Source organism: Enterobacter cloacae complex sp. SHL001, from assembly GCF_049236825.1.
Taxonomy (GTDB): Bacteria; Pseudomonadota; Gammaproteobacteria; order Enterobacterales; family Enterobacteriaceae; genus Enterobacter; species Enterobacter hormaechei_C.
The window spans coordinates 632,705-658,807 of sequence record NZ_JBMKIP010000001.1 but is presented as its reverse complement, the minus strand read 5'-3'; the positions used below and the strand labels follow the sequence as shown (position 1 = coordinate 658,807).

Below are 26,103 nucleotides of genomic sequence, written 5' to 3'. Positions count from 1 at the left end.
CACAGTTGCGTCTTTCTATATTCAAAAATCATCTGAAGATTCGTCGACGATAATGATATTTATAGAAAAAGCAGCCAGCCAGGCTAATGGGTGATGCGAAATGAGTAAAGCGGTTATCGCAATTCATGGCGGTGCCGGGGCAATCACCCGTGCACAGCTCAGTCCCGAGCAGGAGAAGCGTTATATTGATGCGCTGAACGCCATTGTGGAAACAGGCCAGCGGATGCTGGAAGCGGGCGACAGCGCGCTGGACGTGGTGACCGAAGCAGTACGTCTGCTGGAGGAGTGCCCGCTGTTTAATGCCGGTATTGGCTCGGTCTTTACGCGCGATGAAACGCACGAGCTGGATGCCTGCGTGATGGACGGCGTCACCCTGAAGGCGGGCGCGGTAGCGGGCGTCAGCCGTCTGCGTAATCCGGTGCTGGCCGCGCGTTTGGTGATGGAACAAAGCCCGCATGTGCTGCTGGCCGGGGCGGGGGCGGAAAAATTTGCCGTTGAGCACGGGATGGACACGGTCTCGCCCGATCTTTTTTCCACCGAGGAGCGTTACCGGCAACTGCTGGACGCCCGTACAGCGGGGATGACGCAGCTGGACCATGCCGCGCCGCTCGATGAACGCAGCAAAATGGGCACGGTAGGCGCGGTGGCGCTGGATAAAGCCGGTAATCTCGCCGCCGCGACGTCGACAGGCGGTATGACCAACAAACTTCCCGGTCGCGTCGGCGACAGCCCGCTGCCGGGGGCCGGGTGTTACGCCAATAACGCCACCGCGGCGGTGTCATGCACCGGCACCGGCGAAGTGTTTATCCGCGCGCTGGCGGCCTACGACATTACCGCGCTAATGGATTACGGCGGATTAAGCCTGAGTGAGGCCTGCGAGCGGGTAGTAATGGAGAAACTGCCGGCGCTGGGCGGGATTGGCGGCTTAATTGCGGTGGATCGGGAGGGCAACGTGGCTCTGCCGTTCAACAGTGAAGGGATGTACCGGGCGTGGGGGTATGCCGGCGATGCGCCCAGCACAGGCATTTATCGTGAATAAGGGGGCATTGCGTGCCGCACCGTGAAGAGCTGGACAACTGCGAAGTGCTGGCTGTCCACCAACTGAATATTGCGTTTCAGGAAGAGCGGCAGTTCATCCCCGCAGTACAGAATTTATCGTTTTCGCTCAGGCGTGGCGAGACGCTGGCGATTGTTGGCGAATCAGGTTCCGGTAAATCCGTTACCGCGCTGGCGCTGATGCGTCTGCTTGAGCAGACGGGCGGGCAGGTCACCAGCGAGCGGATGCTGTTGCGCCGTCGCAACCGTCAGGTTATCGATCTCAACGAGCTGAGTGCGTCCCAGATGCAGGGGTTGCGCGGGGCAGATATTGCGATGATTTTTCAGGAGCCGATGACCTCCCTGAACCCGGTTTTTCCGGTGGGCGAGCAGATTGCCGAATCTATCCGCCTGCATCAGGGACTGAGCGGTGATGAGGCGCTCAACGAAGCAAAACGGATGCTGGAGCTGGTGCGTATCCCTGAGGCGCACGCGATTTTGTCCCGCTATCCGCATCAGCTTTCCGGCGGCATGCGCCAGCGGGTGATGATTGCGATGGCGCTGTCGTGCCGTCCGGCGGTGCTCATTGCGGACGAACCCACCACGGCGCTGGATGTCACCATTCAGGCCCAGATCCTGCAACTGATTAAGGTGTTGCAGCAGGAGATGGAGATGGGGGTGATTTTCATCACCCACGATATGGGGGTGGTGGCGGATATTGCCGATCGGGTGCTGGTTATGCATCAGGGCAATGCCGTGGAAACCGGCACGGTGGAGCAGGTCTTTCATGCGCCGGTGCATCCTTATACCAAAGCGCTGCTGGCGGCGGTCCCGCGTCTGGGGGCCATGAATGGCAGTGATTTTCCGCGCCGTTTTCCGCTGCTCTCACAGACCGAACAGGGCCAGCAGGAAGACGAAACCGAGCAGGATACGGTGGTTCCCGGCAGGCCAATCCTCGAAGTGCGTGACCTGGTGACCCGTTTCCCGCTGCGTAGCGGGATCCTCAATCGCGTGAAGCGCGAAGTGCATGCGGTTGAAAACGTCAGTTTTGATCTCTGGCCGGGCGAAACGCTGGCGCTGGTGGGGGAGTCCGGCTGCGGTAAATCCACCACCGGGCGGGCGCTGCTCAGGCTGGTGGCGTCGCAGGAGGGGAGCATCACCTTCAACGGTGAGCGCATCGACACGCTCCCTAACAGTAAATTGCAGGCGGTGCGCCGGGATATTCAGTTTATATTCCAGGATCCTTATGCGTCGCTCGATCCGCGCCATACGGTGGGGTACTCGATTATGGAGCCGCTGCGGGTGCATAACCTGCTCGACGGTGAAGCCGCGCAGCGCCGCGTCGCATGGCTGCTGGAGCGCGTGGGCCTGAAGCCGGAGCATGCCTGGCGTTATCCGCACGAATTTTCTGGCGGTCAGCGTCAGCGTATCTGCATTGCGAGGGCATTAGCCCTCAATCCGAAAGTGGTGATTGCGGATGAGTCCGTGTCAGCGCTGGATGTCTCTATCCGCGCGCAAATCATCAATCTCCTGCTCGATTTACAGCGGGATTTGGGCATTGCGTTTCTGTTTATCTCCCACGATATGGCGGTGGTGGAGCGGATCAGCCATCGCGTGGCGGTGATGTACATGGGGCAAATTGTTGAAATCGGCCCCCGTCGGGCGGTGTTTGAAAACCCGCAGCACCCGTACACCCGCAAGCTGATGGCTGCCGTACCGGTTGCCGATCCTGAGCATCGTCACGCCCAGCGCGTGCTGTTGCAGGACGAAATGCCGAGCAATATTCGTAAACGGGGCGAAACCCTGGAGCGCGTGGCGCTGTGTGAGGTGGGACCCGGTCATTTTGTCGCACCACCGCGTCAGGGCAATGCATTCTCGCGGTTATAACTTACAACAGGCAGGAGAACACAATGGTTCCTTTTGTTGCTCGTAAATGGCTGCTGGCCGCGAGCGTGACGGCTGCGCTGGCCGCCGCCCCCGCGTTCGCGGCGAAAGATGTGGTGGTGGCTGTGGGGTCTAACTTCACGACCCTGGATCCGTATGATGCCAACGACACTCTTTCTCAGGCGGTGGCAAAATCCTTCTACCAGGGGCTGTTCGGCCTGGACCGCGAAATGAAGCTGAAAAACGTGCTGGCGGAAGGCTATACCGTGTCGGACGACGGGCTGGTCTATACCGTTAAGCTCCGTACCGGCGTGAAGTTCCAGGATGGCACCGACTTCAACGCCGAGGCGGTTAAGGTCAACCTGGATCGTGCCAGCAATCCGGAAAACGGTCTTAAACGCTACAACCTGTATAAAAATATCGCCCAGACCGAGGTGGTTGATCCGGCGACGGTGAAGATCACCCTCAAAGAGCCGTTCTCGGCGTTTATCAATATCCTGGCGCATCCCGCGACGGCGATGATTTCGCCCGCCGCCCTGAAAAAATACGGCAAAGAGATTGGCTTCCACCCGGTGGGGACCGGACCGTACGAACTGCTTACCTGGAATCAGACCGATTTTGTGAAGGTAAAAAAATTCGCCGGATACTGGCAGCAGGGGCTGCCGAAGCTGGATACCATCACCTGGCGGCCGGTAGTGGACAACAACACCCGCGCCGCAATGCTGCAAACCGGCGAAGCGCAGTTTGCCTTCCCAATCCCGTACGAACAGGCGGCGCTGCTGGCGAAAAACAGCAAGCTGGAACTGGTGGCCAGCCCGTCGATTATGCAGCGCTACATCAGCATGAACGTCACGCAGAAACCGTTTGATAACCCGAAGGTGCGTGAAGCCATCAACTACGCCATTAACCGCCAGGCGCTGGTGAAGGTGGCCTTTGCCGGCTATGCCACCCCGGCGACGGGCGTGATGCCGCCAACCATTGAGTACGCGCAAAGCTATCAGCCGTGGCCTTACGATCCGGCGAAAGCGCGGGAACTGCTGAAAGAGGCGGGCTATCCGAACGGCTTTAGCACTACGCTGTGGTCGTCGCATAACCACAGTACCGCGCAGAAGGTGCTGCAATTTACCCAGCAGCAGCTGGCGCAGGTGGGCATTAAAGCCAGGGTTACGGCGATGGATGCCGGACAGCGAGCGGCGGAAGTGGAAGGCAAAGGACAGAAAGAGAGCGGAGTGCGGATGTTCTACACCGGCTGGACGGCTTCAACCGGAGAAGCGGACTGGTCCCTGTCGCCGCTGTTTGCTTCCCAGAACTGGCCGCCAACGCTGTTCAATACCGCGTTCTACAGTAATCCGCAGGTGGATAAAGATCTGGCCGATGCCCTAAAAACCACCAAACCGGAAGAGAAAGCACGCCTGTACAAAGAGGCGCAGGACATTATCTGGAAAGAGTCGCCGTGGGTGCCGCTGGTGGTGGAAAAACTGGTCTCAGCCCACAACAAAGCGCTGACCGGTTTTTACATCATGCCGGATACGGGCTTTAGCTTTGATGACGCGGATTTGAAATAAAACTCATGCTGAATTATGTGTGTAAACGCCTGCTGGGGCTTATCCCGACGCTGCTGATTGTGGCCGTGCTGGTGTTTTTGTTTGTCCATATGCTGCCCGGCGATCCGGCGCGTTTGATTGCCGGACCGGAAGCGGATGCGACGGTTATTGAACTGGTGCGTAAACAGCTCGGTCTTGACCAACCGCTGTACAGGCAATTTCTGCGTTACATTGGCAATGTCCTTCAGGGCGATTTCGGCATCTCAATGGTGTCGCGTCGTCCGGTGTCGGAGGAGATTGCCAGCCGCTTTATGCCTACCTTCTGGTTAACGATTGCCAGTATGAGCTGGGCGGTTGTCTTTGGCCTGGGGGCGGGGATTGTCGCCGCCGTCTGGCGCAACCGCTGGCCGGATAAGCTCGGTATGGCGCTGGCGGTCACCGGCATCTCTTTCCCGGCGTTTGCGCTGGGCATGCTGCTGATGCAGATTTTCTCCGTCGAGCTGGGCTGGTTGCCGACCGTCGGGGCCGACACCTGGAAGCACTACATTCTGCCCTCTATGACGCTAGGCGCGGCCGTTGCGGCGGTTATGGCCCGGTTTACCCGCGCCTCGTTTGTCGACGTGCTGAGCGAAGATTACATTCGCACCGCGCGGGCAAAAGGGGTGAGTGAGAAATGGGTCATTCTGAAGCATGGTTTTCGTAATGCGATGATCCCGGTGGTCACGATGATGGGGCTACAGTTCGGCTTCCTGCTGGGGGGCTCTATCGTGGTTGAGAAGGTCTTTAACTGGCCGGGGCTGGGGCGCCTGCTGGTCGACTCGGTCGATATGCGTGACTATCCGGTTATTCAGGCTGAAGTCCTGCTTTTCTCGCTGGAGTTTATTCTTATCAACTTAGTGGTGGATGTGCTTTACGCCGCCATTAACCCGGCCATCAGGTATAAGTAAGATGCGATTACTGAACTGGCGTCGCCAGGCCATTTTAAACGCTATGCCGGGGATCAGGCCGGACCATATTCGCACCCCGTGGGTTGAGTTCTGGCGTCGATTCCGTCGTCAGCCCGTCGCTATGGTCGCCGGGTTGTTTGTGTTACTGCTGATCCTGGTGGCGATTATCGCCCCCTGGATAGCCCCGTTTGATGCGGAAAACTACTTCGACTACGACCGGCTGAACGATGGTCCGTCGATGATGCACTGGTTTGGCGTGGACTCGCTCGGGCGCGATATTTTTAGCCGCGTGCTGGTAGGGGCGCAGATCTCACTGGCGGCCGGGGTCTTCGCGGTGCTGATGGGCGCAGCAATTGGCACCGTGCTGGGGCTGGTGGCCGGGTACTACGAAGGCTGGTGGGACCGCATCATCATGCGTATCTGCGACGTGCTGTTTGCCTTTCCCGGTATTCTGCTGGCGATTGCCGTGGTGGCGGTGATGGGCAGCGGCATGGCGAACGTCATTATCGCCGTGGCGGTATTCTCGATTCCCGCTTTCGCGCGTCTGGTACGTGGCAACACGCTGGTGCTGAAGCAGCAGACCTTTATCGAGTCGGCGCGCAGCATGGGAGCCAGCGATGCCACCATCCTGTTCAGCCATATTCTGCCGGGAACGGTCTCGTCTATCGTGGTCTATTTCACCATGCGCATAGGCGTGTCGATTATCTCGGCGGCCAGCCTGTCGTTTCTGGGGTTAGGGGCACAGCCGCCGACGCCGGAGTGGGGCGCGATGCTGAACGAGGCGCGGGCGGATATGGTGATTGCGCCACACGTGGCGATCTTCCCGAGCCTGGCGATTTTCCTGACCGTGCTGGCGTTTAACCTGCTGGGGGATGGGCTGCGCGACGCGCTGGATCCGCGGATAAAAGGGTAGTGCTGTGGAATGTGCCGGGTGGCGGCTACGCCTTACCCGGCCTACAAAAGGGAAGCTGGGTGTTTAAACCCGGCTACCCCACAGGTCATACTCATCCGCGTTTTCAACCTTCACGCGAATAATATCACCCGGCTTAACCTGTGTTTCGCCGTTCAGGTACACCGCGCCATCGATTTCCGGTGCATCCGCCATGCTGCGGCCAATCGCGCCTTCTTCGTCCACTTCGTCGATAATCACCAGAATTTCGCGGCCCACTTTCTCCTGCAAGCGTTCAGCAGAGATCTGCTGTTGCAGCTGCATAAAGCGGTTCCAGCGCTCCTCTTTTACCTCTTCCGGTACCTGGTCCGCCAGCTCGTTGGCCGTTGCGCCTTCAACCGGGCTGTACTTGAAGCAGCCGACGCGATCCAGACGCGCCTCTTTCAGGAAGTCGAGCAGCATCTGGAAATCTTCTTCGGTTTCACCCGGGAAGCCGACAATAAAGGTGGAGCGCAGGGTCAGATCCGGGCAAATCTCACGCCACTGCTTGATGCGCGCCAGTTGGCGATCCACGGAGCCAGGACGTTTCATCAGCTTCAGAATGCGCGGGCTGGCGTGCTGTAGCGGGATATCCAGATACGGCAGGATTTTGCCTTCCGCCATCAGCGGGATCACATCGTCAACGTGCGGATAAGGGTAGACGTAGTGCAGGCGCGTCCAGATCCCGAGCTTAGCCAGCTGCTCGCACAGGCCGACCATGCTGGTTTTCACCGGCTCGCCGTTGTGGAAACCGGAGCGGTGTTTGACGTCCACACCGTAGGCGGAGGTGTCCTGGGAGATGACCAGCAGCTCCTTCACGCCCGCGTCGGCCAGGCGTTTGGCTTCTGCCAGCACCTCGCCAATCGGACGGCTCACCAGATCGCCACGCATCGACGGTATGATGCAGAAGGTACAGCGATGGTTGCAGCCTTCGGAAATTTTCAGGTAGGCGTAGTGGCGCGGCGTCAGCTTCACGCCCTGTTCCGGCACCAGGCTCAGGAACGGGTTGTGCTTTGGTTTGGGGACGTAGTGATGAACATGTTCCAGCACCTGCTCGTAGCTGTGCGGGCCGGTGATCTCCAGCACTTTCGGGTGCACTTCGCGGATCTGATCCACCTTCGCGCCCAGGCAGCCGGTGACAATCACTTTGCCGTTTTCCGTCAGGGCTTCACCAATGGCTTCCAGTGACTCCTGGACCGCGCTGTCAATGAACCCGCAGGTGTTGACGATCACCATGTCGGCGTTGTCGTAGCTTGGCACCACGTCATAGCCTTCAGTGCGAAGTTCAGTCAGGATGCGTTCGGAGTCCACCAGGTTCTTCGGGCAGCCGAGGGAGACAAAGCCGATTTTCGGCGGGTGCGTAACATTGCTCATAGGTTAAAAATTCATCAATTATGGAGTTATCAGGGCGGGATTTTACAGCGTATCGCGGGGGATTTATACACTCTTGATGGCGCAGTTGAGGCGGGCAATCGTTGTAACATTGTAAAGAATGTTAATCAGTTATCGTTTATTGATCTCAGGCATTACATTGTACAAAAAATGACCTTATCCTTAATAAGGTAACATGGCTGACAGGGGAGGAAATAGCATGTCCGTTGACAGACTGAAACGCGATCTGCTTAACAAGCTGATCAACGCCCGAATCGACCTGGCCGCATATCTGCAACTCCGCAAGGCGAAAGGGTATATGTCAGTCAGCGAAAGCGAAAATCTGCGTGATAACTTCTTTGAACTTTGCAATTTCATGCGTGAAAAAGCACCCATCCTGAAAGCGCACTACGCTGAAAGCGAATTAGTGGCGCTGCGCCGCGCCGCCGAGGTGCTCTCCATCGCCGGAGTCTGTTTGATGAACGGACGTCACGACTGCCCGAATTTTATTGCCGTTAACGCGGAGAAGCTTGAAAACTGCCTGACCACGCTCGCGCTTTGCATCATGTGTCTGAACAAGCCGGAAACGCTTGCCCGGCACTGAACCCGGGGGAGGCAACTCCCCCTTCTGATTAAGCTTTTGTAAAAGTGGTAACGCACCCGGGAACAGTGGCTAATCTTTAAGCCATATGTCGATAAAGGAGTGCGTTATGCCTCGATCCTCGTTGATTTTCCTTCCAGTCTTGTTATTCCCGCTTTCACTGCTTGCAGCGCCTGAGACGGTTAAGGTCGACGTGCTACAGACAAAACTGGATCACCCCTGGTCGCTGGCGTTTCTGCCAGATAACAAGGGGCTGCTCATCACGCTCAAAGACGGGCAGCTTAAGCACTGGCAGGCTGGAAAAGGGCTCTCCGATCCGATTGTCGGCGTGCCGAAAGTGTGGGCGAGCGGCCAGGGCGGACTGCTGGACGTCGCGCTGGCCCCGGATTTTGCACAGTCACGGCGGGTCTGGCTCAGCTTCGCCGAGGCAGGTAATGATGGCAAAGCGGGTACCGCGGTGGGCTACGGGCGGTTGAGCGATGACCTTTCGCGCATTGAGGGCTTCCAGGTGGTGTTCCGACAGATGCCGAAGCTCTCTACCGGCAACCACTTTGGCGGACGGCTGGTGTTCGACGGCAAAGGCTATCTCTTTATTGGCCTGGGTGAAAACAACCAGCGCCCGACGGCGCAGGAGCTGGACAAGCTTCAGGGCAAGGTGGTGCGCCTGACGGAGGACGGAAAAGTGCCGCCGGATAATCCGTTTGTGAACACCGCCGGTGCGCGCCCTGAAATCTGGTCCTATGGCATTCGCAACCCGCAGGGGATGGCGATGAATCCGTGGAGCGACACGCTGTGGCTCAACGAACACGGACCACGCGGTGGGGATGAGATTAACATTCCTGAGAAGGGCAAAAACTACGGCTGGCCCCTGGCGACGCACGGGATCAATTACAGCGGCCTGAAAATCCCGGAAGCGAAAGGCGAGCACGTTGAGGGCACCGAAAAGCCGCTGTTTGTCTGGAAAGTATCGCCCGCCGTCAGCGGCATGGCGTTCTACAACAGCGACGTCTTCCCGCAGTGGAAAAACAAGCTGTTTATCGGCGCTCTGAAGGAGAAAGACGTCATCGTGCTGAGCGTGAAGGGCAATAGCGTGACGGAGGACGGACGCATTCTGGGCGATAAAGATCAGCGTATTCGCGATGTGCGCGTCGGGCCGGATGGCTATCTGTACGTGCTGACTGACGAGACGGACGGGCAACTGCTGAAAGTCAGCCCGTCCAGGTCGTAATCAGGTCACCGGGATCATCACCACGTTGCGATACGCCGGGCGCTCGCTAAGCTGCTGGATCCAGCGCTCCAGGTGAGGGCGCGGGCTCCAGCTAAGACCCATGTTAGTGAGGTTCCAGACGAAGGGGGCGACGGCGATATCGCCCACGCCGAAGGTGTCGCCGGAGAACCAGGCGTGCTTCGCCAGTTCGTCGTCCATCATCGCGAACAGGGATTCGCAGGCGTCCTGGGCGGCATGAATGGCGGGATAATCACGTTCGGCTTCCGGCGTGCGGACAAGCCCCATCAGGATCACCCGGTGCGTGGGGGAAAGCGTCTGGTTTGCCCAGTCCATCCATTTTTCGCCCTGCGCGCGGCGGGCTGGATTTTCAACCCACAGCCGACCCTGGCCGTACTGCGCGGCGAGATAACGCACGATGGTGTTGGACTCCCACAGCGTGGCGTCTGTCTCGTCATCGCGCAGCAACGGCACCAGTCCGTTTGGGTTCATCGCCAGATAGTCGGCGTCTTTATTCACCCCGAACGCCATGCCAGCCATGATTTGGTTGAACGGTAAATCCAGCTCCTCCAGCGTCCAGAGCACTTTCTTCACGTTAGTCGAATTGTTCCTGCCCCACAGCGTAATCATATTTACTCCCGATGAGATGTGAATCCGAGTCAGCTTTTCGCCATGGTGAGATAAACCTAACAATTACGCAACAGATGCTAAAAAAAACGCCGCAATCAAAGCGTATCTGAATGTTATTGCATAAACTTTAAAAACTTTACCTGGAACAGGTTTCTTTGAACGCTGTAGTGCGCTATTACTCATCGCTTCTTGCGACACGGTGATTGTGACGTGATTTTTAGAATGGACACTCGGGTGGCATTTATGACGCAAAAAACTTCTTCTCTGCGCAGCCTGGCGGCAGGCTCGGCGCTGCTTTTCCTTTTTGCCCCAACGCTCCATGCGGCGGAACAGACGGCGCCCGAAGCGCCGCCTGTCGATGCGCGCGCCTGGATCCTGATGGATTACGCCAGCGGGAAAGTGCTGGCGGAAGGTAACGCCGACGAAAAACTCGACCCGGCGAGCCTGACGAAAATTATGACCAGCTATGTTGTGGGCCAGGCGTTGAAAGCGGGCAAGATCAAGCTGGATGACATGGTCACCGTCGGCAAAGATGCCTGGGCGACGGGTAACCCGGCGCTGCGCGGCTCGTCCGTCATGTTCCTGAAGCCCGGCGATCAGGTCTCCGTTTCCGATCTGAATAAAGGGGTCATTATTCAGTCGGGAAATGATGCCTGTATTGCGCTGGCCGATTACGTCGCAGGCAGTCAGGACTCATTCATTGGGTTGATGAATGGCTACGCGCAAAAACTGGGTCTGACCAACACCACCTTTAAAACCGTTCACGGCCTGGATGCGCCCGGTCAGTTCAGTACCGCGCGCGATATGGCGCTGCTGGGCAAAGCGCTGATCCATGACGTGCCGGATGAGTACGCCATCCATAAAGAGAAAGAGTTTACCTTCAACAATATCCGCCAGCCTAACCGTAATCGTCTGCTCTGGAGCAGTAACGTTAACGTGGACGGCATGAAAACGGGGACGACCGCCGGGGCCGGATACAACCTGGTGGCTTCTGCGACGCAGGGCGACATGCGCCTGATCTCGGTGGTGCTGGGGACGAAAACCGACCGCATTCGTTTTAATGAATCCGAAAAACTTCTGACCTGGGGTTTCCGCTTCTTTGAAACCGTCACGCCGATTAAGCCGGACGCCACCTTCGTCAGCCAGCGCGTCTGGTTTGGGGATAAAAGTGAAGTGAACCTGGGGGCAGGTGAAGCGGGTTCCGTCACCATTCCACGCGGTCAGCTGAAAAACCTGAAAGCCAGCTATACCCTGACCGAGCCACAGCTGACCGCGCCGTTGAAAAAAGGCCAGGTGGTCGGGACGATAGATTTCCAGCTTAACGGCAAATCCATTGAGCAGCGTCCGCTGGTGGTGATGGAAGCGGTGGAAGAGGGCGGCTTCTTCAGCCGGATGTGGGACTTTGTATTAATGAAGTTCCACGGCTGGTTTGGCAGCTGGTTTAGCTAGGTTTTTGCCGGGTGGCGCTGCGCTTACCCGGCCTTCGTTTGAGCCGTTGTAGGCCGGGTAAGGCGAAGCCGCCACCCGGCACAACCTCAATACATCAACTTCACCTGCTGCGCCTTTGCATACGACACCAGCTCGTCATCCGGGCGGCAATCACTGACGATGGCGTCAAAGCGCGACAGTTCCCCCATCCTTGCCGGACGAACCTTGCCAAATTTACTGTGATCAACCACCAGCACATGCTGCTGTGCGGCGTTGAGCGCCCACTGTTTCACCGGTAACTCTTCAAGATTAAAACAGGTTGCCCCCTGTTTCACATTCACACCCGCCGCAGAGTAAAAGGCGATATCCGGACATACATTGCTCAGCGTGTCCTGAATATTCAGCGGTTTGAAGATGGCGTTGCTGGCATGAAACTCGCCGCCGCACAAAATCACCCGGCACGCCGGTTTCTCCTGCAAGGCCAGGAAGGTGTTTAGCGAATAACAGACGGCGGTAAAGGGAACGGTGCTGTCGATGGCCTCGATGATCCACGGGGTTGTCGTACCGCAGTCAAAAAACAGCGTTTGATGCGGCTGCACCAGCGAGGCGGCGAGCCGCGCGGCTTTGCGCTTCTCTTCCACCAGGCGTGTTTTTTGATCGCTTAACAGATAATGGCTGGCGCTACGCGGCTCCAGAACAATATACCCGCCAAGCAGCACAACGGGGGCGCTGTCGCTGTTCAGATCGCGACGAATGGTCATTTCAGACACGCCAAGCAGGGTAGCGGCTTCCTTAAGATGCAGCTTATCGCTGCGCTTCAGCGCCTGAAGTAGCTGAGCAATGCGGTCATCGCGACGTGTTTCCATAGATCCTCGGGCTAAAAAAGTGAGCCCCCGCAGGGCGGGGGCTCAAGTGTAACCTGACGGACCGGGGTTAGTCACGTATCCAGCCTTTGCGGATCGGAAGGGCAAACAGAACGCGATAGGCCTGTGATAATCCACGATAAAGCGCCGGACCAAAGAGGCTCCACAGGATGGCTGCGCTGACGCAGCCCATCAGCCCCACCAGGAAACCGCCGACCATATCCAGCGGCCAGTGCACGCCCAGGTAGACGCGGGACCAGGCGATGGCGACCGCCACCCCCATCAGCACCATGCCGGACCACAGGCGATGCCAGAACAGGAAGGCCAGCGCAAAGGTGAAGATCACCGTGCCGTGATCGCTCGGGAACGAGTCATCCGGCGCATGGTGCAGGAAGTTGTAGCCGACGCGATCGACAAACGGACGATCGTGCGGGAAGGCGTGGCCCAGCACGTAGCTTGCCAGCACGCTCACGCCGATCGCCATCGCCATTTTGATCACCAGATGGCGCTGGGCGGTGACCTGTGTACGAGGTCCCCATAACCAGAGGATCACCGCCAGCGCCGGTACAATGCTGATCACATCTTTCGCAATGAAGGTGGCGAGATCGATCATCCATTTCGGTGATGCTGGCGTGGCGTTGAGCAGGTAAAACAGTTCGTAGTTCAGATTTTCTAACATAATCTCGTTACTCTTTAGCAAACCAGGTGGAAACCAGCCCGTAAACCAGCACCTGGGAAAACCAGACCCACCACCCGGCCCACAGGTTGTGAGAGAAAAAATGCGCGCCGCGCATGACCTGCCCGAATCCCATCAGCAGCCCCATAACAACGCCTAACGCGACAAAGGACCATGCCAGGCGCGGACGTTCACGCCAGAAGGCAAAAAACAACCCCATCACCATAAACCCGCTTGAGGCGTGGCCGCCGGGAAAGCAGCGTCCCGGTCCGCTGTCTGCCGGAACGGCGCTGAACAGGGGATACGAGACGGCTTTGCCGCCATACTCCACCAGATCCCACGGACAGCTGTGGTGGCTTATGCTTTTCAGCACCCCAACTACCAGCGCCCCCAGCCCCATCAGAAGCGCGGCCGTCACCAGCCGGGCATTGCGTTTGTAAGCGCCGTAAATCAGCGATGCGGCAGCCAGCGCAATGGTCACATATTTCGCCAGCCGATGGTTCAGCAGATCCAGCAGCGGGTTTTGCTGTAGCGGGAAATGGTGCGTCGCCGCGTCATACCAGAAGCCGGTTATCCATCGGTCAAGCGATTCATCGCGCGAAAGCCAGGTAAAAAGCAGCGCAAGGACGATCAGCCCGAAAAGCTGATAACCATAAAAGCGGGCAGAAAAACGGTAAAGGCTTTTTGTCTTATTTGTCGGTAACTTAGATAATTCTGAAGGGCTGACGGCGTGTGTCATAGTTTCGGTCAATAACGTGAAATAGCACTATCATAGGGAGGGCAACTTAAGGAAACCTTAAACAACAACGATAAGTGCCTTATTTCTGAGTTTTCACATGATTGTGCTATCTCAGACAGCGGCAATTCATTACACTCATCGCGATTTTTTCATACTAAAGAGATTGCATGATAAACCGTTCTTCTTCCGGTAATCGTCTGGGTCGTCAGGCGTTACTTTTTCCTCTGTGTCTGGTGCTTTACGAATTCTCTACCTACATCGGCAACGACATGATCCAGCCAGGCATGCTGGCTGTGGTTGAGCAGTACAACGCAGGTATTGAGTGGGTACCTACATCCATGACCGCCTATCTGGCGGGCGGCATGTTTTTACAGTGGCTTTTAGGGCCGCTGTCGGATCGTATTGGCCGCCGCCCGGTGATGCTGACGGGCGTGGTGTGGTTTATCGTCACCTGTCTCGCCACGCTGCTGGCGCAGAACATTGAGCAATTCACGCTGCTGCGTTTCCTTCAGGGCGTGAGCCTGTGCTTTATTGGCGCCGTGGGCTACGCCGCTATTCAGGAGTCGTTTGAGGAGGCGGTATGTATCAAAATAACCGCGCTGATGGCGAACGTGGCGCTGATTGCGCCGCTTCTGGGGCCGCTGGTGGGAGCCGCATGGGTCCACGTTGCGCCGTGGGAAGGGATGTTCGTCCTCTTTGCCGCGCTTGCGGCCATCTCTTTCTTTGGGCTGCACCGTGCGATGCCGGAGACCGCCACCCGCCTGGGCGAAAAGCTCTCGCTTAAAGAGCTGGGGCGTGACTATAAGGCGGTGCTGAAAAACGGTCGTTTTGTCGCGGGCGCGCTGGCGACGGGCTTTGTCAGCCTGCCGCTGCTGGCGTGGATTGCCCAGTCGCCGGTCATTATCATCAGCGGCGAACAGCTTAGCAGCTATGAGTATGGCCTGTTACAGGTGCCGATTTTTGGCGCGCTGATTATCGGTAACCTGGTGCTGGCGCGTCTGACGTCCCGCCGTACCGTACGTTCGCTGATTATTATGGGCGGCTGGCCCATAGCGGCAGGGCTGATTATCGCGGCGGTGGCGACCATAGTCTCGTCCCATGCGTACCTGTGGATGACGGCGGGGCTGAGCGTTTATGCGTTTGGTATTGGCGTGGCGAATGCTGGCCTGGTGCGCCTGACGCTGTTCGCCAGTGAAATGAGTAAAGGCACGGTGTCTGCCGCGATGGGGATGCTGCAAATGCTGATTTTCACCGTCGGTATTGAGGTGAGCAAGCATGCCTATGCTTTCGGCGGTAACGGACTGTTCAGCCTGTTTAACCTCGCCAACGGCGTGCTGTGGATTGCCCTGATGGTGGTATTCCTGAAAGACAAGCGCGTCGGAAACGCCCTGCAACCGTAATTCTTATTCCCTCTCCCCCGTGGGCGAGCTCGGGACAGTCCCCTCTCCCTGTGGGAGAGGGTTAGGGTGAGGGCACCAGAGCGCACGGAATCAATTAAACGGCGCCTCCCCGTCCAGCACCCTATCAATTACGTCCAGCACCCCTTCGTCATTATTGTTCGGCGCTTCATAGCGGGCCACCGCCTTAATGTGCGGTCTGGCATTGGCCATCGCGAAGCCAAACCCAGCCTGGCGCAACATCTCCACGTCGTTACCGCTGTCGCCAAAGGCCACCACTTCACTGTCCTCAATGCCCCAGCGCGCTTGCAGGATCCGCAGGCCGTTAGCTTTGTGTACGCCGGGGATAATCAGGTCGATACTGCCGTGTCCCGTGGTCACCGGCACCATGATGTCGCCAAGCTTCTCATGCAGCAGCGCCTGAATGCGCGGAATTTCGTCGTCAGAGACGTTTAGCCCGAATTTGAAGAAAATATCGTTGAGGTTGTCAAAGCTGCTGACGCTTTCAAGGCGGTGATAGTATTTCGCAGCAATCTCTTTGAAGAGGTCGTTATACGTTTTCAGCGTGTAGGCGCTGTTTTTTCCGCAGGCAATTATCTCTATGCCGGGCACGTCGTTTAACAGGGTGGCGACGGTCAGAAAATGCTCTTTCGACAGTTCGCTGTTAAACACGTCTTCGCCCGCATCTACCACCCAGCCGCCGTTTTCGGCGACGAAGGCAATTTCATGGGCGATCTCCGGGAAAAATGAGATCAGCTGGTAGTACTGGTTTCCGCTGGCGACCACAAAACGGATGCCTTGCGCTTTCATGCGCGCGTACTGCGCCAGAAAACGCGCGCGGTTATAGGTTTTCGCATCGCTCAGGAAGGAGCCATCCATGTCGACTGCAATCAGTTTAACGCTCATATCCCTTCTCCATTGACGTTGTTTCTGCTTCCGGTTTTGCCACCGCTCGCGCCACCAGGGCGGCAATAATGACTAACCCTAATACCACCAGCATCGCGCTGCGTAACCCGTAGTGCTCACCGAGGAATCCAAGCAGCGGCGGCCCCACCAGGAAAGCGAGGTAGCCCGTGGTCGCTACGACGCTCACGCGCGTCGGCGCGTCGGGGCCGGTATCGCTGGCAGCGGAAATGGTCAGCGGGAAGCCAAGGGAGGCGCCCAGTCCCCACAAGATCACCGACACGCCGGCAATCCAGTCCACATCCACAAAGATAATCATCGCGATGCCCAGCCCACCCAGCAGGGCGCTGGCACGGACGACAGCCACGCGGCTGTAACGGTCGATAAACCAGCCCCCGGTAAAGCGTCCGACGGTCATGCCGAGCGTAAACCCGGCGTAAATCAGCGAGCCGGAGGTGGGGCTGAATCCGTGCCCGTCCACCATCAGCAACGGTAGCCAGTCGTTGGCGGAGCCTTCAGCAAACGCCATCGCCAGTACCACCACACCAATCAGCATCAGCTGGAAATCGCGATAGAAGGGCAACCCTTTTGCCGCAGACTTCTGTTCGTCCGAGGCATTTTGTCCTGTGCCTGCGGGAATAGCCCTGATGCCGGTGAGGATCGGGATAATGCAGACCAGCGCCGCGAGTAAAATGTGCACATTGGCCGCAATGCCCAGCGCCGTCAGCGCCATCCCTACGCCCGCGCCCGCCAGCGTGCCGAGGCTGTAAAAGCCATGCATCATCGGCAGCACCGTTTTGTTCATCGCCTGTTCAACGGCGGCCCCCTCGACGTTAATGGCCACTTCCGCCGCACCAAAGCTGCCGCCAAATACCATCAACCCAAGGGCAAACATCAGCGGCGAGGCGAGCCACAGCGCCACGCTCAGACCGAGCATTCCCACCACGGCGCAGCACATGGTGGTGCGGATCACCGCGCGCGTGCCAAAGCGTTTCACCAGCCAGGCCGAGCAGAGAATGCCGCTCATCGAGCCAATCGACAGGCCAAACAGCACGATCCCCATCTCCGCCGTCGAAACGGATAGCGTATCGCGGATTGCCGGGGTGCGCGTTGCCCAGGAAGCCATCAGCAGCCCGGGGATGAAGAAGAACATAAACAGCGCCCACATGCGCAGATGCAGGGCTTTGCGAGGAGAAGTTAGCGTCATTGGGATCAGCACCAGAAGTACAACAATAGCGACAACACTAGCAACTTTGTGTACATTTGTACATAAACCGGATGAGGATTTTATGAGCAGACCACCGAACGACCCTAACCGCCGCGAGAAGATACTCCAGGCGACGCTGGACACCATTGCTGAGCACGGTATTCATGCCGTCACGCACCGCAAAATTGCCACCTGCGCAGGCGTGCCGCTGGGGTCGATGACCTACTATTTCGACGGGATGGAGTCGCTTCTGGAGGAGGCATTCACGTGGTTTACGCAGCAGATGTCTCAGCAGTACCGGGATTTCTTCGCGGGGGTTACGGGGCGCGAGAGGGCGTGCGAGGCGATTACCACGCTGATCCACAGTTCAGCCGTGACCACGCCACACAATATGGCGCTGATGTATCAGCTGTACGCGTTTATGCACCGCAGCGCCGCGCTGAAAACGGTGATGCAGGACTGGATGAAGATGAGCCAGGCTACGCTGGAGCAGTGGTTTGATCCGGCCACCGCCCGCGCGCTGGATGCGTTTATCGAGGGGATGACGCTGCATTTTGTGACCGATCGGTCGCCGTTAACTCGGGAGGAGATCCGGGTGATGGTGGGGCGGATTGCCCGTGAGCAGATGCCACGCGATTAGCAGAAGGGCACCATGATGTTACCGGCCCAGAACTTTTGCCTGGAGTCGATTCGACTACCCTACTTGCCGGGTGACGGCTTCGCCTTACACGGCCTACAATCCTGAATCTTAAATTTGTATTTCTTCAGGCAACAAAAAACCCATCAACCTTGAACCAAAACGGCGGGGTTGATGGGCTCCACAAATTGGGGACATCAAAGAAAAGCAGTGGCACTAGTTATGACTGCACCCTGCGTAAAAAGTTCTGCGCGTAACGAAAATTTTTTCAGCCACACGCAAACTTGAGATTTATCCGAGTCCTGGCCAGATAATGATGATCAGCGTACCCGCCAGCGTCAGCAGCACGTTGGCGATTGCGTACGTGCCTGCATAGCCCAGCGCCGGGATATTGCTGCGCGCGGTGTCGCTGATGATCTCCATCGCCGGTGCGCAGGTGCGCGCGCCCATCATCGCGCCGAAGAGCAGGGCGCGGTTCATGCGCAGCACGTAGGCGCCGAACAGGAAACAGATCACCACCGGTACCAGGCTGACGATAAGTCCGGAAACCAACATTTGCCAGCCGACCGCGCCCAGGCCGTTGCCAATGCCGCTCCCGGCGCTTAATCCGACACCCGCCATAAAGACCATCAGACCGAACTCTTTCACCATGTTCAGCGCCCCCTGAGGGATATAGCCGAAGGTGGGATGGTTCGCTCGCAGGAAGCCCAGCATGATCCCGGCGAACAGCAGACCGGCTGCGTTACCAATGCCGAAGCTAAAGTTGCTGAACTGGAAGGTTATCATCCCGATCATCAGGCCGACAATGAAGAAGGCGCAGAAGGCTAACAGGTCCGTCACCTGGCTGTGGATCGAGATAAAGCCGATACGGTCGGCAACGGTTTTAACCCGTCGGGCATCGCCGCTGACCTGCAACACATCGCCTTTATTGAGCACCACGTTATCGTCGATAGGCATTTCAATCTGGCTGCGGATCACGCGGTTGAGGAAACAACCGTGGTCGGTCAGCTTCAGCTGTGCCAGACGGCGGCCCACGGCGTTGTGGTTTTTCACCACAATCTCTTCGGTGACGATACGCATGTCCAGCAGGTCGCGGTCAAACACCTCTTTCCCGTTGCGGAAGCTCGGATCGAGACGCGCGTGGGCGTCCGGGTAGCCAACAAGGGCGATGTCATCGCCCATCTGGAGCACCGCGTCACCGTCCGGGTTTGCCAGAATGCCGTTACGACGGATACGTTCGATGTAGCAGCCGGTCTGACGGTAGATCCCCAGCTCGCGCAGGTTTTTCCCGTCGGTCCAGGCAACCAGCTCCGGCCCGACGCGGTAGGCGCGGATCACCGGCAGGTAAACTTTACGTTTGGAGTCCGTGTCCAGGCCGCGCTCGCGGGCGATGGTCTGGGCGCTGGTCTGGAGATCCTGATGCTGAAGTTTTGGCAGATAGCGCGCGCCAACAATCAGGCTCACCAGACCAATCAGATAGGTCAGGGCATAGCCCAGACTCAGGTTGTCCAGCGCGGAGGAAAGCTGCGTGCCTGCCATGCCAGAATGACGAAGCGTATCCCCCGCGCCAACAAGCACCGGCGTGGAGGTCATCGAGCCTGCCAGCATACCGGCCGTTAAGCCGATGTCCCAGCCAAACAGTTTGCCCAGCCCTAACGCAATCAGCAGGGCGCTGCCGACCATCACCAGCGCCAGCATCAGGTAATTTTTGCCGTCTCGGAAGAAAATGGAAAAAAAGTTCGGACCGGCTTCCACGCCTACGCAAAAAATAAACAGCATGAAACCTAAGTTAAGCGCGTCCGTGTTAATACTGAAATGTTGTTGACCTAATAACAGGGAGACGACTAAAACGCCAATGGAATTACCAAGTTGAACTGAACCCAGGCGTAATTTACCCAGACAAAGGCCCAGCGCCAGTACCACAAATAATAACAGGATGTAATTCCCATTTAACAAGTCTGCGACGTTTATATTCACGGAGGCTAACTTCTTGTTTACCAGTAAGTTGTTGAATGAAAGGACTATTTGGGCTACTGTTTTCAGAGTCAGGGAATCACTTTGCATCTCCCTGCTTCCTGATAAATACCCTAAACACTAGCAGTCGGTTAGTTTAATCGTAATAGCTACCGACAGCCACCTATTATCGCACGACTTCTGTGCGTGCTTTGGCAAGGATTGCCGCATTGCTTTATCTGACTGGGCGTCCACCGGACGATTTTTGTATTTGATAGAGATAAGTCAGGAGGATAGTTTGAACTTTAAACGAAACTGGGCTGGCGTAATCAGCTGTTTTTTGCTGTTTACGGTCGTTTGCATGTCGCTCGCTTTTAACGTGAAAGGCGCCTTCAGAGCGTCCGGTCATCCCGAGCTGGGCCTGTTGTTCTTCATCCTGCCGGGGGTAGTCGCTGGTTTTCTCTCGCGTAAAGGCGAGGTGGTGATGCCGCTTATTGGGGCAATACTTGCGGCCCCGCTCTGCCTGCTTCTGATGCGCGTGCTGTTTCTCTCGTCGAGAAGCGTCTGGCAGGAAGTGGCGTGGCTACTGAGTGGCGTTTTCTGGTGTGCGCTGGGCGCGCTCTGTTTCTTATTTACGCGCAGCCTGCTGCAACAGAGGAAGCACCGTAAATAAAAACGCCCTCAGGGTGAGGGCGTCTTCGCATTACTGAGCCGCAAACAGGCCCAGGTGTTCTTTGGCGTAGGCCTCAAAATCGGTGCAGCCGCCGATGTGTTTCTGATCGAGGAAGATCTGCGGCACGGTTTCAACCGGTTTACCCACGGTTTTTTCCAGATCGGCTTTAGTGATGCCTTCCGCGTGGATATCCACGTAACGGAAGTTGAAATCATCACGTTCTTCAGTCAGTTTCTCTGCCAGCTCTTTCGCGCGTACACAGTAAGGGCATCCTGGACGACCAAAAATTACTGCAAACATTTCTCTCTCCTCAAAAAACAAGCCTGACGGCGAATGGCGCCTATAGTGCACGATAACCTGCCGTCATGGAAAGAAGGTTTCACCTGTCACTTTGATACAGTCAGGCTATGTTTCGCCAATTACATCAGGTGGATCATTGCCTATACTGGCTGCCATACGTTTTACGCAACACAAAGAGAGACAAAATGACGCCAACCATTGACCTGCTTCGTTCCCACCGTTCCATTCGCCATTTCACCGATGAGCCGATTACCCAGGCGCAGCGGGAAGCGATCATCGACAGCGCAAGAGGCACCTCCAGCTCCAGCTTTTTGCAGTGCAGCTCCATTATCCGCATCACCGATCCGGCGATGCGTGAGCAGCTGGTAACGCTGACGGGCGGACAAAAGCACGTTGCCCAGGCGGCTGAGTTCTGGGTGTTCTGCGCCGATTTTAACCGTCATCTGCAAATCTGCCCCGAGGCCGAGCTGGGGCTGGCGGAACAGCTGCTGCTGGGCGTGGTGGATACGGCGCTGATGGCGCAAAACGCGTTCACGGCGGCGGAATCGCTGGGGCTTGGCGGCGTCTATATTGGCGGGCTGCGTAACAACATCGAAAGCGTGACGGAACTGCTGAAGCTGCCGAAACACGTGCTGCCGCTGTTTGGTCTGTGCCTCGGCTGGCCGGCAGATAACCCGGATCTGAAGCCGCGCATTCCTGCTGCGATGCTGGTGCATGAAAACCACTACCAGCCGGTCGACCAGGACGTTCTGCATCAATACGATGAAGAGCTGGCGAACTACTATCTGACGCGCGACAGCAACAACCGCCGCGACACCTGGAGCGACCATATTCGTCGCACCATCATCAAGGAGAACCGCCCGTTCATTCTTGATTACCTGCACAAACAGGGCTGGGCAACGCGGTAGTCCATTCCTCCTGCGCCTCGTGTATGATAGGCAGGCTTTTACCATGTCTTTAGAGAGGTGCAGGGTGAAAATTGCCATATTGTCCCGGGATGGAACGCTCTATTCATGTAAACGCCTGCGAGAAGCGGCGGCGAAACGCGGACATCAGATTGAGATCCTCGATCCGATGTCCTGCTATATGAACATCGACCCTGCGGCATCGTCGATTCATTACAAAGGCCGCAAACTCCCGCATTTTGATGCGGTAATTCCCCGCATTGGCTCCCAGATCACCTATTACGGTACGGCTGCGCTGCGCCAGTTTGAAATGCTGGGAAGCTATCCGCTCAACGAGTCCGTGGCGATCTCCCGCGCCCGCGATAAGCTGCGCTCGCTGCAACTGCTGGCGCGCCAGGGGATCGATCTGCCCGTCACCGGGATTGCCCACTCCCCGGACGACACCAGCGATTTAATCGACATGGTGGGCGGTGCGCCGCTGGTTATTAAGCTGGTGGAAGGTACGCAGGGTATTGGGGTGGTACTGGCGGAGACGCGTCAGGCGGCGGAAAGCGTGATCGACGCGTTTCGCGGTCTGAATGCCCATATTCTGGTGCAGGAGTATATTAAAGAGGCCAACGGGTGCGACATCCGCTGCTTTGTGGTGGGCGATGAGGTGGTGGCCGCCATAGAGCGGCAGGCAAAAGAGGGCGACTTCCGCTCTAACCTGCACCGCGGCGGTATCGCGCGGGTGGCCCTTATTAGCGAGCGCGAGCGCGAGATTGCGGTGAAAGCGGCGCAGACGCTGGGCCTGGACGTGGCGGGGGTCGATCTGCTGCGTGCCGGGCGCGGGCCGCTGGTGATGGAAGTCAACGCCTCGCCGGGGCTGGAAGGGGTGGAAAAAACCACAGGCGTCGATATTGCAGGTAAAATGATCGCATGGATTGAACGCCATGCGACGCCGGGATTTTGCCTGAAAACGGGCGGTTAAATGGATCGGCGCGCACTTTTTGCGTAATCTGGACAACGTTTTTATTTAAGAGGCTGCACAGCGATGGATTTACAGGTCGTACCTACACTGGATACGTTACGTCAATGGCTCGATGATGCCGGTATTACTTTCTTCGAATGCGACTCCTGCCAGGCGCTGCATCTGCCTCACATGCAAAATTTCGATGGCATTTTCGATGCCAAAATCGATCTGATTAACGACGTGATCCTGTTCTCGGCGCTGGCTGAAGTAAAGCCTTCTGCGCTGCTGGCGCTGGCGTCTGATCTGTCAGCGATCAACGCCAGTTCTTTGACGGTGAAAGCGTTTCTCGACATACAGGATGATAATCTGCCAAAGCTGGTGGTTTGCCAGTCTTTATTCTCCGGCGCGGGGCTCTCCTTCAAGCAGTTCGCCTGGTTTATGCGCCTGAGCGAAGAGCAAATTTCCATGGTAATGATGGAAGCCAACGCACATCACCTGCTGTATAGCGCGGAAGATGATGCCGAGAATAATGATGCATCTCCCAATTTTCTCCACTAAGCCTGTCTGACTTTTGCGCAGTCGCTGCCAGAGCGGCTGCATAACACCATTTTTTCTGCTGCTTTTAACCTTTCTTTAAAGAGTTTTTCACCTCCTCTCCGGCCGTTTCGGCTTATCACGTAGACATAATCTGCATAAAAAATTGATAAAAGGCGTTTTTTCGTCTGGGCTATAGCCGGAGACACGGGCTACAGTTATTCTTGCGGTGCTTAAAAAAGCGAGCGGAACCTGCCGGGAAGAGGGGGTATTTTATTTCGGGCAGAGCGACAAACTATGCATGATTATTGCATATCTTCAGGCTGCACAGTTTTGGTTCGTTTGTTAACGAACTTTCAGAAGGAATAACAATATGATCGCCTTGAATAAAAAATGGTTATCGGGTCTGGTTGCGGGTGCTCTGATGGCCGTCTCTGCCGGCACGCTCGCTGCGGAACAAAAAACGCTGCACGTCTATAACTGGTCTGACTATATTGCGCCGGACACCGTCGCGAATTTTGAAAAAGAGACCGGCATTAAGGTTGTCTACGACGTATTCGATTCCAACGAAGTGCTGGAAGGCAAACTGATGGCGGGCAGCACCGGTTTCGATCTGGTGGTGCCGTCGGCAAGCTTCCTGGAGCGTCAGCTGACCGCCGGTGTCTTCCAGCCGCTGGACAAGAGCAAATTACCGAACTGGAAAAACCTCGATCCGGACGTGCTGAAGCTGGTGGCGAAGCACGATCCGGAGAATAAATACGCGATGCCTTACCTGTGGGCGACCACCGGTATTGGCTATAACGTGGATAAAGTCAAAGCGGCGCTGGGCCCGGACGTCAAGCTGGACAGTTGGGACGTGGTGCTGAAGCCGGAAAACCTCGAGAAGCTGAAAAGCTGCGGCGTCTCTTTCCTCGATGCGCCGGAAGAGATTTTCGCCACCGTGCTTAACTATCTCGGCAAAGATCCAAACAGCAGCAAGGCCGACGACTACACCGGTCCGGCGACCGACCTGCTCCTGAAGCTGCGTCCGAATATTCGCTACTTCCACTCCTCTCAGTACATCAACGACCTGGCTAACGGGGATATCTGCGTGGCCATCGGCTGGGCGGGCGATGTCTGGCAGGCGGCGAACCGCGCGAAAGAGGCCAAAAACGGCGTGAATGTTTCCTACTTCATTCCGAAGGAGGGGGCGCTGGCGTTCTTCGACGTCTTCGCGATGCCGGCTGATGCGAAAAATAAAGAGGAAGCGTATCAATTCCTCAACTACCTGATGCGTCCGGAGGTGATTGCCCACATCAGCGACCATGTCTACTACGCCAACGGTAACAAGGCCTCCGTGCCGCTGGTGAGCGAAGAAATCCGCAATAATCCGGCGATCTATCCGCCAGCCGATGTGTTTGCCAAGCTCTTCACCCTGAAAGTGCAGGAACCGAAAATTGACCGTGTGCGTACCCGCGCGTGGACCAAGGTGAAAAGCGGTAAGTAACGGCGTTTGATATCGTTGCCCGGTGGCGCTGTCGCTTACCGGGCCGACAGATCCCGTAGGCCGGGCAAGCGTTAGCGCCGCCCGGCGATGCGCACCCTGACGGTGCGTTTGCACCAGTGTTGATCTATGCCGGAGAACACCCCGTGAATGACGCGATCCCCCGCCCGCAGGCGAAAGTCCGTAAAGCGCTGACCCCGCTTCTTGAAATTCGTAACCTCACTAAATCCTTCGACGGCCAGCATGCCGTGGACGATGTCAGCCTGACGATCTACAAAGGTGAAATTTTTGCTTTGCTCGGTGCATCGGGCTGCGGCAAATCCACACTGCTGCGTATGCTGGCAGGCTTTGAACAGCCTACCGCCGGGCAGATCGTGCTGGATGGGGTAGACCTCTCCAGCGTGCCGCCGTACCAGCGGCCCATAAACATGATGTTCCAGTCCTATGCCCTGTTCCCGCACATGACCGTTGAGCAGAACATCGCCTTCGGCCTGAAGCAGGACAAACTGCCGAAAGCCGAAATCACCGCGCGCGTGGCAGAGATGCTGAGCCTGGTGCATATGCAGGAGTTTGCGAAGCGTAAGCCGCATCAGCTTTCCGGCGGCCAGCGTCAGCGCGTGGCGCTGGCAAGAAGTCTGGCGAAGCGACCAAAATTATTACTGCTCGACGAGCCGATGGGCGCGCTGGATAAAAAGCTGCGCGACCGGATGCAGCTGGAAGTGGTGGATATCCTCGAGCGCGTGGGGGTGACCTGCGTGATGGTGACCCACGATCAGGAAGAGGCGATGACCATGGCCGGGCGCATTGCGATCATGAATCGCGGTAAGTTCGTGCAGATCGGCGAGCCGGAAGAGATCTATGAACACCCGACAACCCGCTACAGCGCGGAGTTCATCGGCTCGGTAAACGTCTTCGAAGGGCTACTGAAGGAACGCCAGGACGACGGTCTGGTGATTGAATCGCCGGGGCTGGTGCACCCGCTGAAGGTTGATTCTGATAACTCCGTAGTGGACAACGTGCCGGTTTACGTTGCCCTGCGCCCGGAAAAAATCATGCTTTGCGATGAGCCGCCCGCCGATGGCTATAACTTTGCCGTGGGCGAAGTGGTGCACATTGCCTATCTCGGCGATCTGTCGATTTACCATGTGCGCCTGAAAAGCGGCCAGATGCTCAGCGCCCAGTTACAGAACGAACACCGGTATCGCAAGGGACAGCCAACCTGGGGCGACGAAGTGAGCCTCTGCTGGGATGCGGACAGTTGCGTAGTCCTGACGGTATAAGGAGCGGT

General features: G+C 57.1%; 25 protein-coding genes. 16 read left to right on the top strand and 9 right to left on the bottom strand.

The window, feature by feature from the left end; genetic code table 11:
• Positions 1-100: 100 nt before the first annotated feature.
• Genes iaaA through gsiD form a run of 5 tightly spaced genes read left to right on the top strand, consistent with a single transcriptional unit; the run spans position 101 to position 6,323 of the window.
• Positions 101-1,039 carry a beta-aspartyl-peptidase gene (iaaA, locus tag ACOTYH_RS03295; protein WP_017384893.1) on the top strand — a complete coding sequence of 313 codons (939 nt, stop codon included), beginning with the start codon at positions 101-103 and terminating at the stop codon, positions 1,037-1,039.
• Positions 1,040-1,050: 11 nt separating this feature from the next.
• On the top strand, positions 1,051-2,922 hold the full coding sequence (gsiA, locus tag ACOTYH_RS03290) for a glutathione ABC transporter ATP-binding protein GsiA (RefSeq protein ID WP_332944226.1): 1,872 nt from the start codon (positions 1,051-1,053) through the stop codon (positions 2,920-2,922).
• Positions 2,923-2,945: 23 nt separating this feature from the next.
• Positions 2,946-4,484 (top strand): glutathione ABC transporter substrate-binding protein GsiB, encoded by a 1,539-nt coding sequence (gene gsiB / locus ACOTYH_RS03285; protein WP_015571028.1) that lies wholly within the window; start codon positions 2,946-2,948, stop codon positions 4,482-4,484.
• A 5-nt stretch (positions 4,485-4,489) separates the two neighbouring features.
• Positions 4,490-5,410, top strand: coding sequence for a glutathione ABC transporter permease GsiC (gene gsiC / locus ACOTYH_RS03280; protein ID WP_006809475.1), 921 nt, complete (start codon positions 4,490-4,492; stop codon positions 5,408-5,410).
• Position 5,411: 1 nt separating this feature from the next.
• Positions 5,412-6,323 carry a glutathione ABC transporter permease GsiD gene (gsiD, locus tag ACOTYH_RS03275; RefSeq protein ID WP_015571027.1) on the top strand — a complete coding sequence of 304 codons (912 nt, stop codon included), beginning with the start codon at positions 5,412-5,414 and terminating at the stop codon, positions 6,321-6,323.
• A 63-nt stretch (positions 6,324-6,386) separates the two neighbouring features.
• Here the strand turns inward: gsiD and rimO are convergent, their stop codons facing one another.
• Positions 6,387-7,712 carry a 30S ribosomal protein S12 methylthiotransferase RimO gene (rimO, locus tag ACOTYH_RS03270; protein WP_017693743.1) on the bottom strand — a complete coding sequence of 442 codons (1,326 nt, stop codon included), beginning with the start codon at positions 7,710-7,712 and terminating at the stop codon, positions 6,387-6,389.
• A 217-nt stretch (positions 7,713-7,929) separates the two neighbouring features.
• Between rimO and bssR the strand changes: the two genes are divergently transcribed.
• Positions 7,930-8,313 (top strand): biofilm formation regulator BssR, encoded by a 384-nt coding sequence (gene bssR / locus ACOTYH_RS03265; RefSeq protein WP_003858412.1) that lies wholly within the window; start codon positions 7,930-7,932, stop codon positions 8,311-8,313.
• Between the two features lie 106 nt (positions 8,314-8,419).
• Positions 8,420-9,538 carry a PQQ-dependent sugar dehydrogenase gene (locus ACOTYH_RS03260; protein ID WP_017384889.1) on the top strand — a complete coding sequence of 373 codons (1,119 nt, stop codon included), beginning with the start codon at positions 8,420-8,422 and terminating at the stop codon, positions 9,536-9,538.
• Here ACOTYH_RS03260 and ACOTYH_RS03255 read toward each other — a convergent pair whose 3' ends face one another.
• Positions 9,539-10,165, bottom strand: coding sequence for a glutathione S-transferase family protein (locus tag ACOTYH_RS03255; protein WP_017384888.1), 627 nt, complete (start codon positions 10,163-10,165; stop codon positions 9,539-9,541). It lies immediately after the preceding gene.
• Positions 10,166-10,408: 243 nt separating this feature from the next.
• Between ACOTYH_RS03255 and dacC the strand changes: the two genes are divergently transcribed.
• Positions 10,409-11,614, top strand: a complete 1,206-nt coding sequence (dacC, locus tag ACOTYH_RS03250; protein WP_023296184.1) for a serine-type D-Ala-D-Ala carboxypeptidase — start codon at positions 10,409-10,411, stop codon at positions 11,612-11,614.
• A gap of 86 nt (positions 11,615-11,700) precedes the next feature.
• On the opposite strand, the gene deoR is transcribed toward dacC, so the two are convergent.
• From deoR to ACOTYH_RS03235, 3 genes are all read right to left on the bottom strand, one after another.
• Positions 11,701-12,459 (bottom strand): DNA-binding transcriptional repressor DeoR, encoded by a 759-nt coding sequence (gene deoR, locus ACOTYH_RS03245; RefSeq protein ID WP_017384886.1) that lies wholly within the window; start codon positions 12,457-12,459, stop codon positions 11,701-11,703.
• 67 nt (positions 12,460-12,526) lie between these two features.
• The gene (gene ybjG / locus ACOTYH_RS03240; RefSeq protein ID WP_062938122.1) at positions 12,527-13,135 is read right to left on the bottom strand and encodes an undecaprenyl-diphosphate phosphatase; all 609 of its coding nucleotides are present in this window, start codon (positions 13,133-13,135) and stop codon (positions 12,527-12,529) included.
• Positions 13,136-13,142: 7 nt separating this feature from the next.
• Positions 13,143-13,871, bottom strand: a complete 729-nt coding sequence (locus ACOTYH_RS03235) for a phosphatase PAP2 family protein (RefSeq protein ID WP_032653080.1) — start codon at positions 13,869-13,871, stop codon at positions 13,143-13,145.
• Between the two features lie 167 nt (positions 13,872-14,038).
• Between ACOTYH_RS03235 and ACOTYH_RS03230 the strand changes: the two genes are divergently transcribed.
• The gene (locus tag ACOTYH_RS03230) at positions 14,039-15,271 is read left to right on the top strand and encodes an MFS transporter (RefSeq protein ID WP_172739279.1); all 1,233 of its coding nucleotides are present in this window, start codon (positions 14,039-14,041) and stop codon (positions 15,269-15,271) included.
• Positions 15,272-15,361: 90 nt separating this feature from the next.
• Here the strand turns inward: ACOTYH_RS03230 and ACOTYH_RS03225 are convergent, their stop codons facing one another.
• Together ACOTYH_RS03225 and ACOTYH_RS03220 are read right to left on the bottom strand one after the other, a co-directional pair.
• The gene (locus tag ACOTYH_RS03225; RefSeq protein ID WP_421637556.1) at positions 15,362-16,174 is read right to left on the bottom strand and encodes a Cof-type HAD-IIB family hydrolase; all 813 of its coding nucleotides are present in this window, start codon (positions 16,172-16,174) and stop codon (positions 15,362-15,364) included.
• Positions 16,164-17,378 carry an MFS transporter gene (locus ACOTYH_RS03220; protein ID WP_421637555.1) on the bottom strand — a complete coding sequence of 405 codons (1,215 nt, stop codon included), beginning with the start codon at positions 17,376-17,378 and terminating at the stop codon, positions 16,164-16,166. Before ACOTYH_RS03220 ends, ACOTYH_RS03225 begins: the two co-directional genes overlap by 11 nt.
• 82 nt (positions 17,379-17,460) lie before the next feature.
• Between ACOTYH_RS03220 and ACOTYH_RS03215 the strand changes: the two genes are divergently transcribed.
• Positions 17,461-18,018 (top strand): TetR/AcrR family transcriptional regulator, encoded by a 558-nt coding sequence (locus ACOTYH_RS03215; protein ID WP_032647831.1) that lies wholly within the window; start codon positions 17,461-17,463, stop codon positions 18,016-18,018.
• Positions 18,019-18,306: 288 nt separating this feature from the next.
• Here ACOTYH_RS03215 and ACOTYH_RS03210 read toward each other — a convergent pair whose 3' ends face one another.
• Entirely contained in the window at positions 18,307-19,992 is a 1,686-nt protein-coding gene (locus tag ACOTYH_RS03210) for an aspartate:alanine antiporter (protein WP_026080732.1), read from the bottom strand.
• A 274-nt stretch (positions 19,993-20,266) separates the two neighbouring features.
• Between ACOTYH_RS03210 and ACOTYH_RS03205 the strand changes: the two genes are divergently transcribed.
• Positions 20,267-20,641 (top strand): inner membrane protein YbjM, encoded by a 375-nt coding sequence (locus tag ACOTYH_RS03205; protein WP_421637554.1) that lies wholly within the window; start codon positions 20,267-20,269, stop codon positions 20,639-20,641.
• Between the two features lie 30 nt (positions 20,642-20,671).
• On the opposite strand, the gene ACOTYH_RS03200 is transcribed toward ACOTYH_RS03205, so the two are convergent.
• Positions 20,672-20,941, bottom strand: coding sequence for a GrxA family glutaredoxin (locus tag ACOTYH_RS03200; protein WP_006809455.1), 270 nt, complete (start codon positions 20,939-20,941; stop codon positions 20,672-20,674).
• A 185-nt stretch (positions 20,942-21,126) separates the two neighbouring features.
• On the opposite strand from ACOTYH_RS03200, the gene nfsA reads away from it, so the two are divergent.
• The 5 genes from nfsA (at position 21,127) to potG (ending at position 26,095) form a co-directional block, all read left to right on the top strand.
• Positions 21,127-21,849 carry a nitroreductase NfsA gene (gene nfsA, locus ACOTYH_RS03195; RefSeq protein WP_015571015.1) on the top strand — a complete coding sequence of 241 codons (723 nt, stop codon included), beginning with the start codon at positions 21,127-21,129 and terminating at the stop codon, positions 21,847-21,849.
• A 64-nt stretch (positions 21,850-21,913) separates the two neighbouring features.
• On the top strand, positions 21,914-22,816 hold the full coding sequence (gene rimK / locus ACOTYH_RS03190; protein ID WP_017693733.1) for a 30S ribosomal protein S6--L-glutamate ligase: 903 nt from the start codon (positions 21,914-21,916) through the stop codon (positions 22,814-22,816).
• A 63-nt stretch (positions 22,817-22,879) separates the two neighbouring features.
• Positions 22,880-23,356: a YbjN domain-containing protein gene (locus ACOTYH_RS03185; protein ID WP_003858385.1), complete on the top strand. Its 477-nt coding sequence runs from the start codon at positions 22,880-22,882 to the stop codon at positions 23,354-23,356.
• Between the two features lie 349 nt (positions 23,357-23,705).
• Positions 23,706-24,818 carry a spermidine/putrescine ABC transporter substrate-binding protein PotF gene (gene potF, locus ACOTYH_RS03180; protein WP_015571013.1) on the top strand — a complete coding sequence of 371 codons (1,113 nt, stop codon included), beginning with the start codon at positions 23,706-23,708 and terminating at the stop codon, positions 24,816-24,818.
• Between the two features lie 143 nt (positions 24,819-24,961).
• Positions 24,962-26,095, top strand: coding sequence for a putrescine ABC transporter ATP-binding subunit PotG (gene potG / locus ACOTYH_RS03175; RefSeq protein WP_017693732.1), 1,134 nt, complete (start codon positions 24,962-24,964; stop codon positions 26,093-26,095).
• Positions 26,096-26,103: the final 8 nt, after the last annotated feature.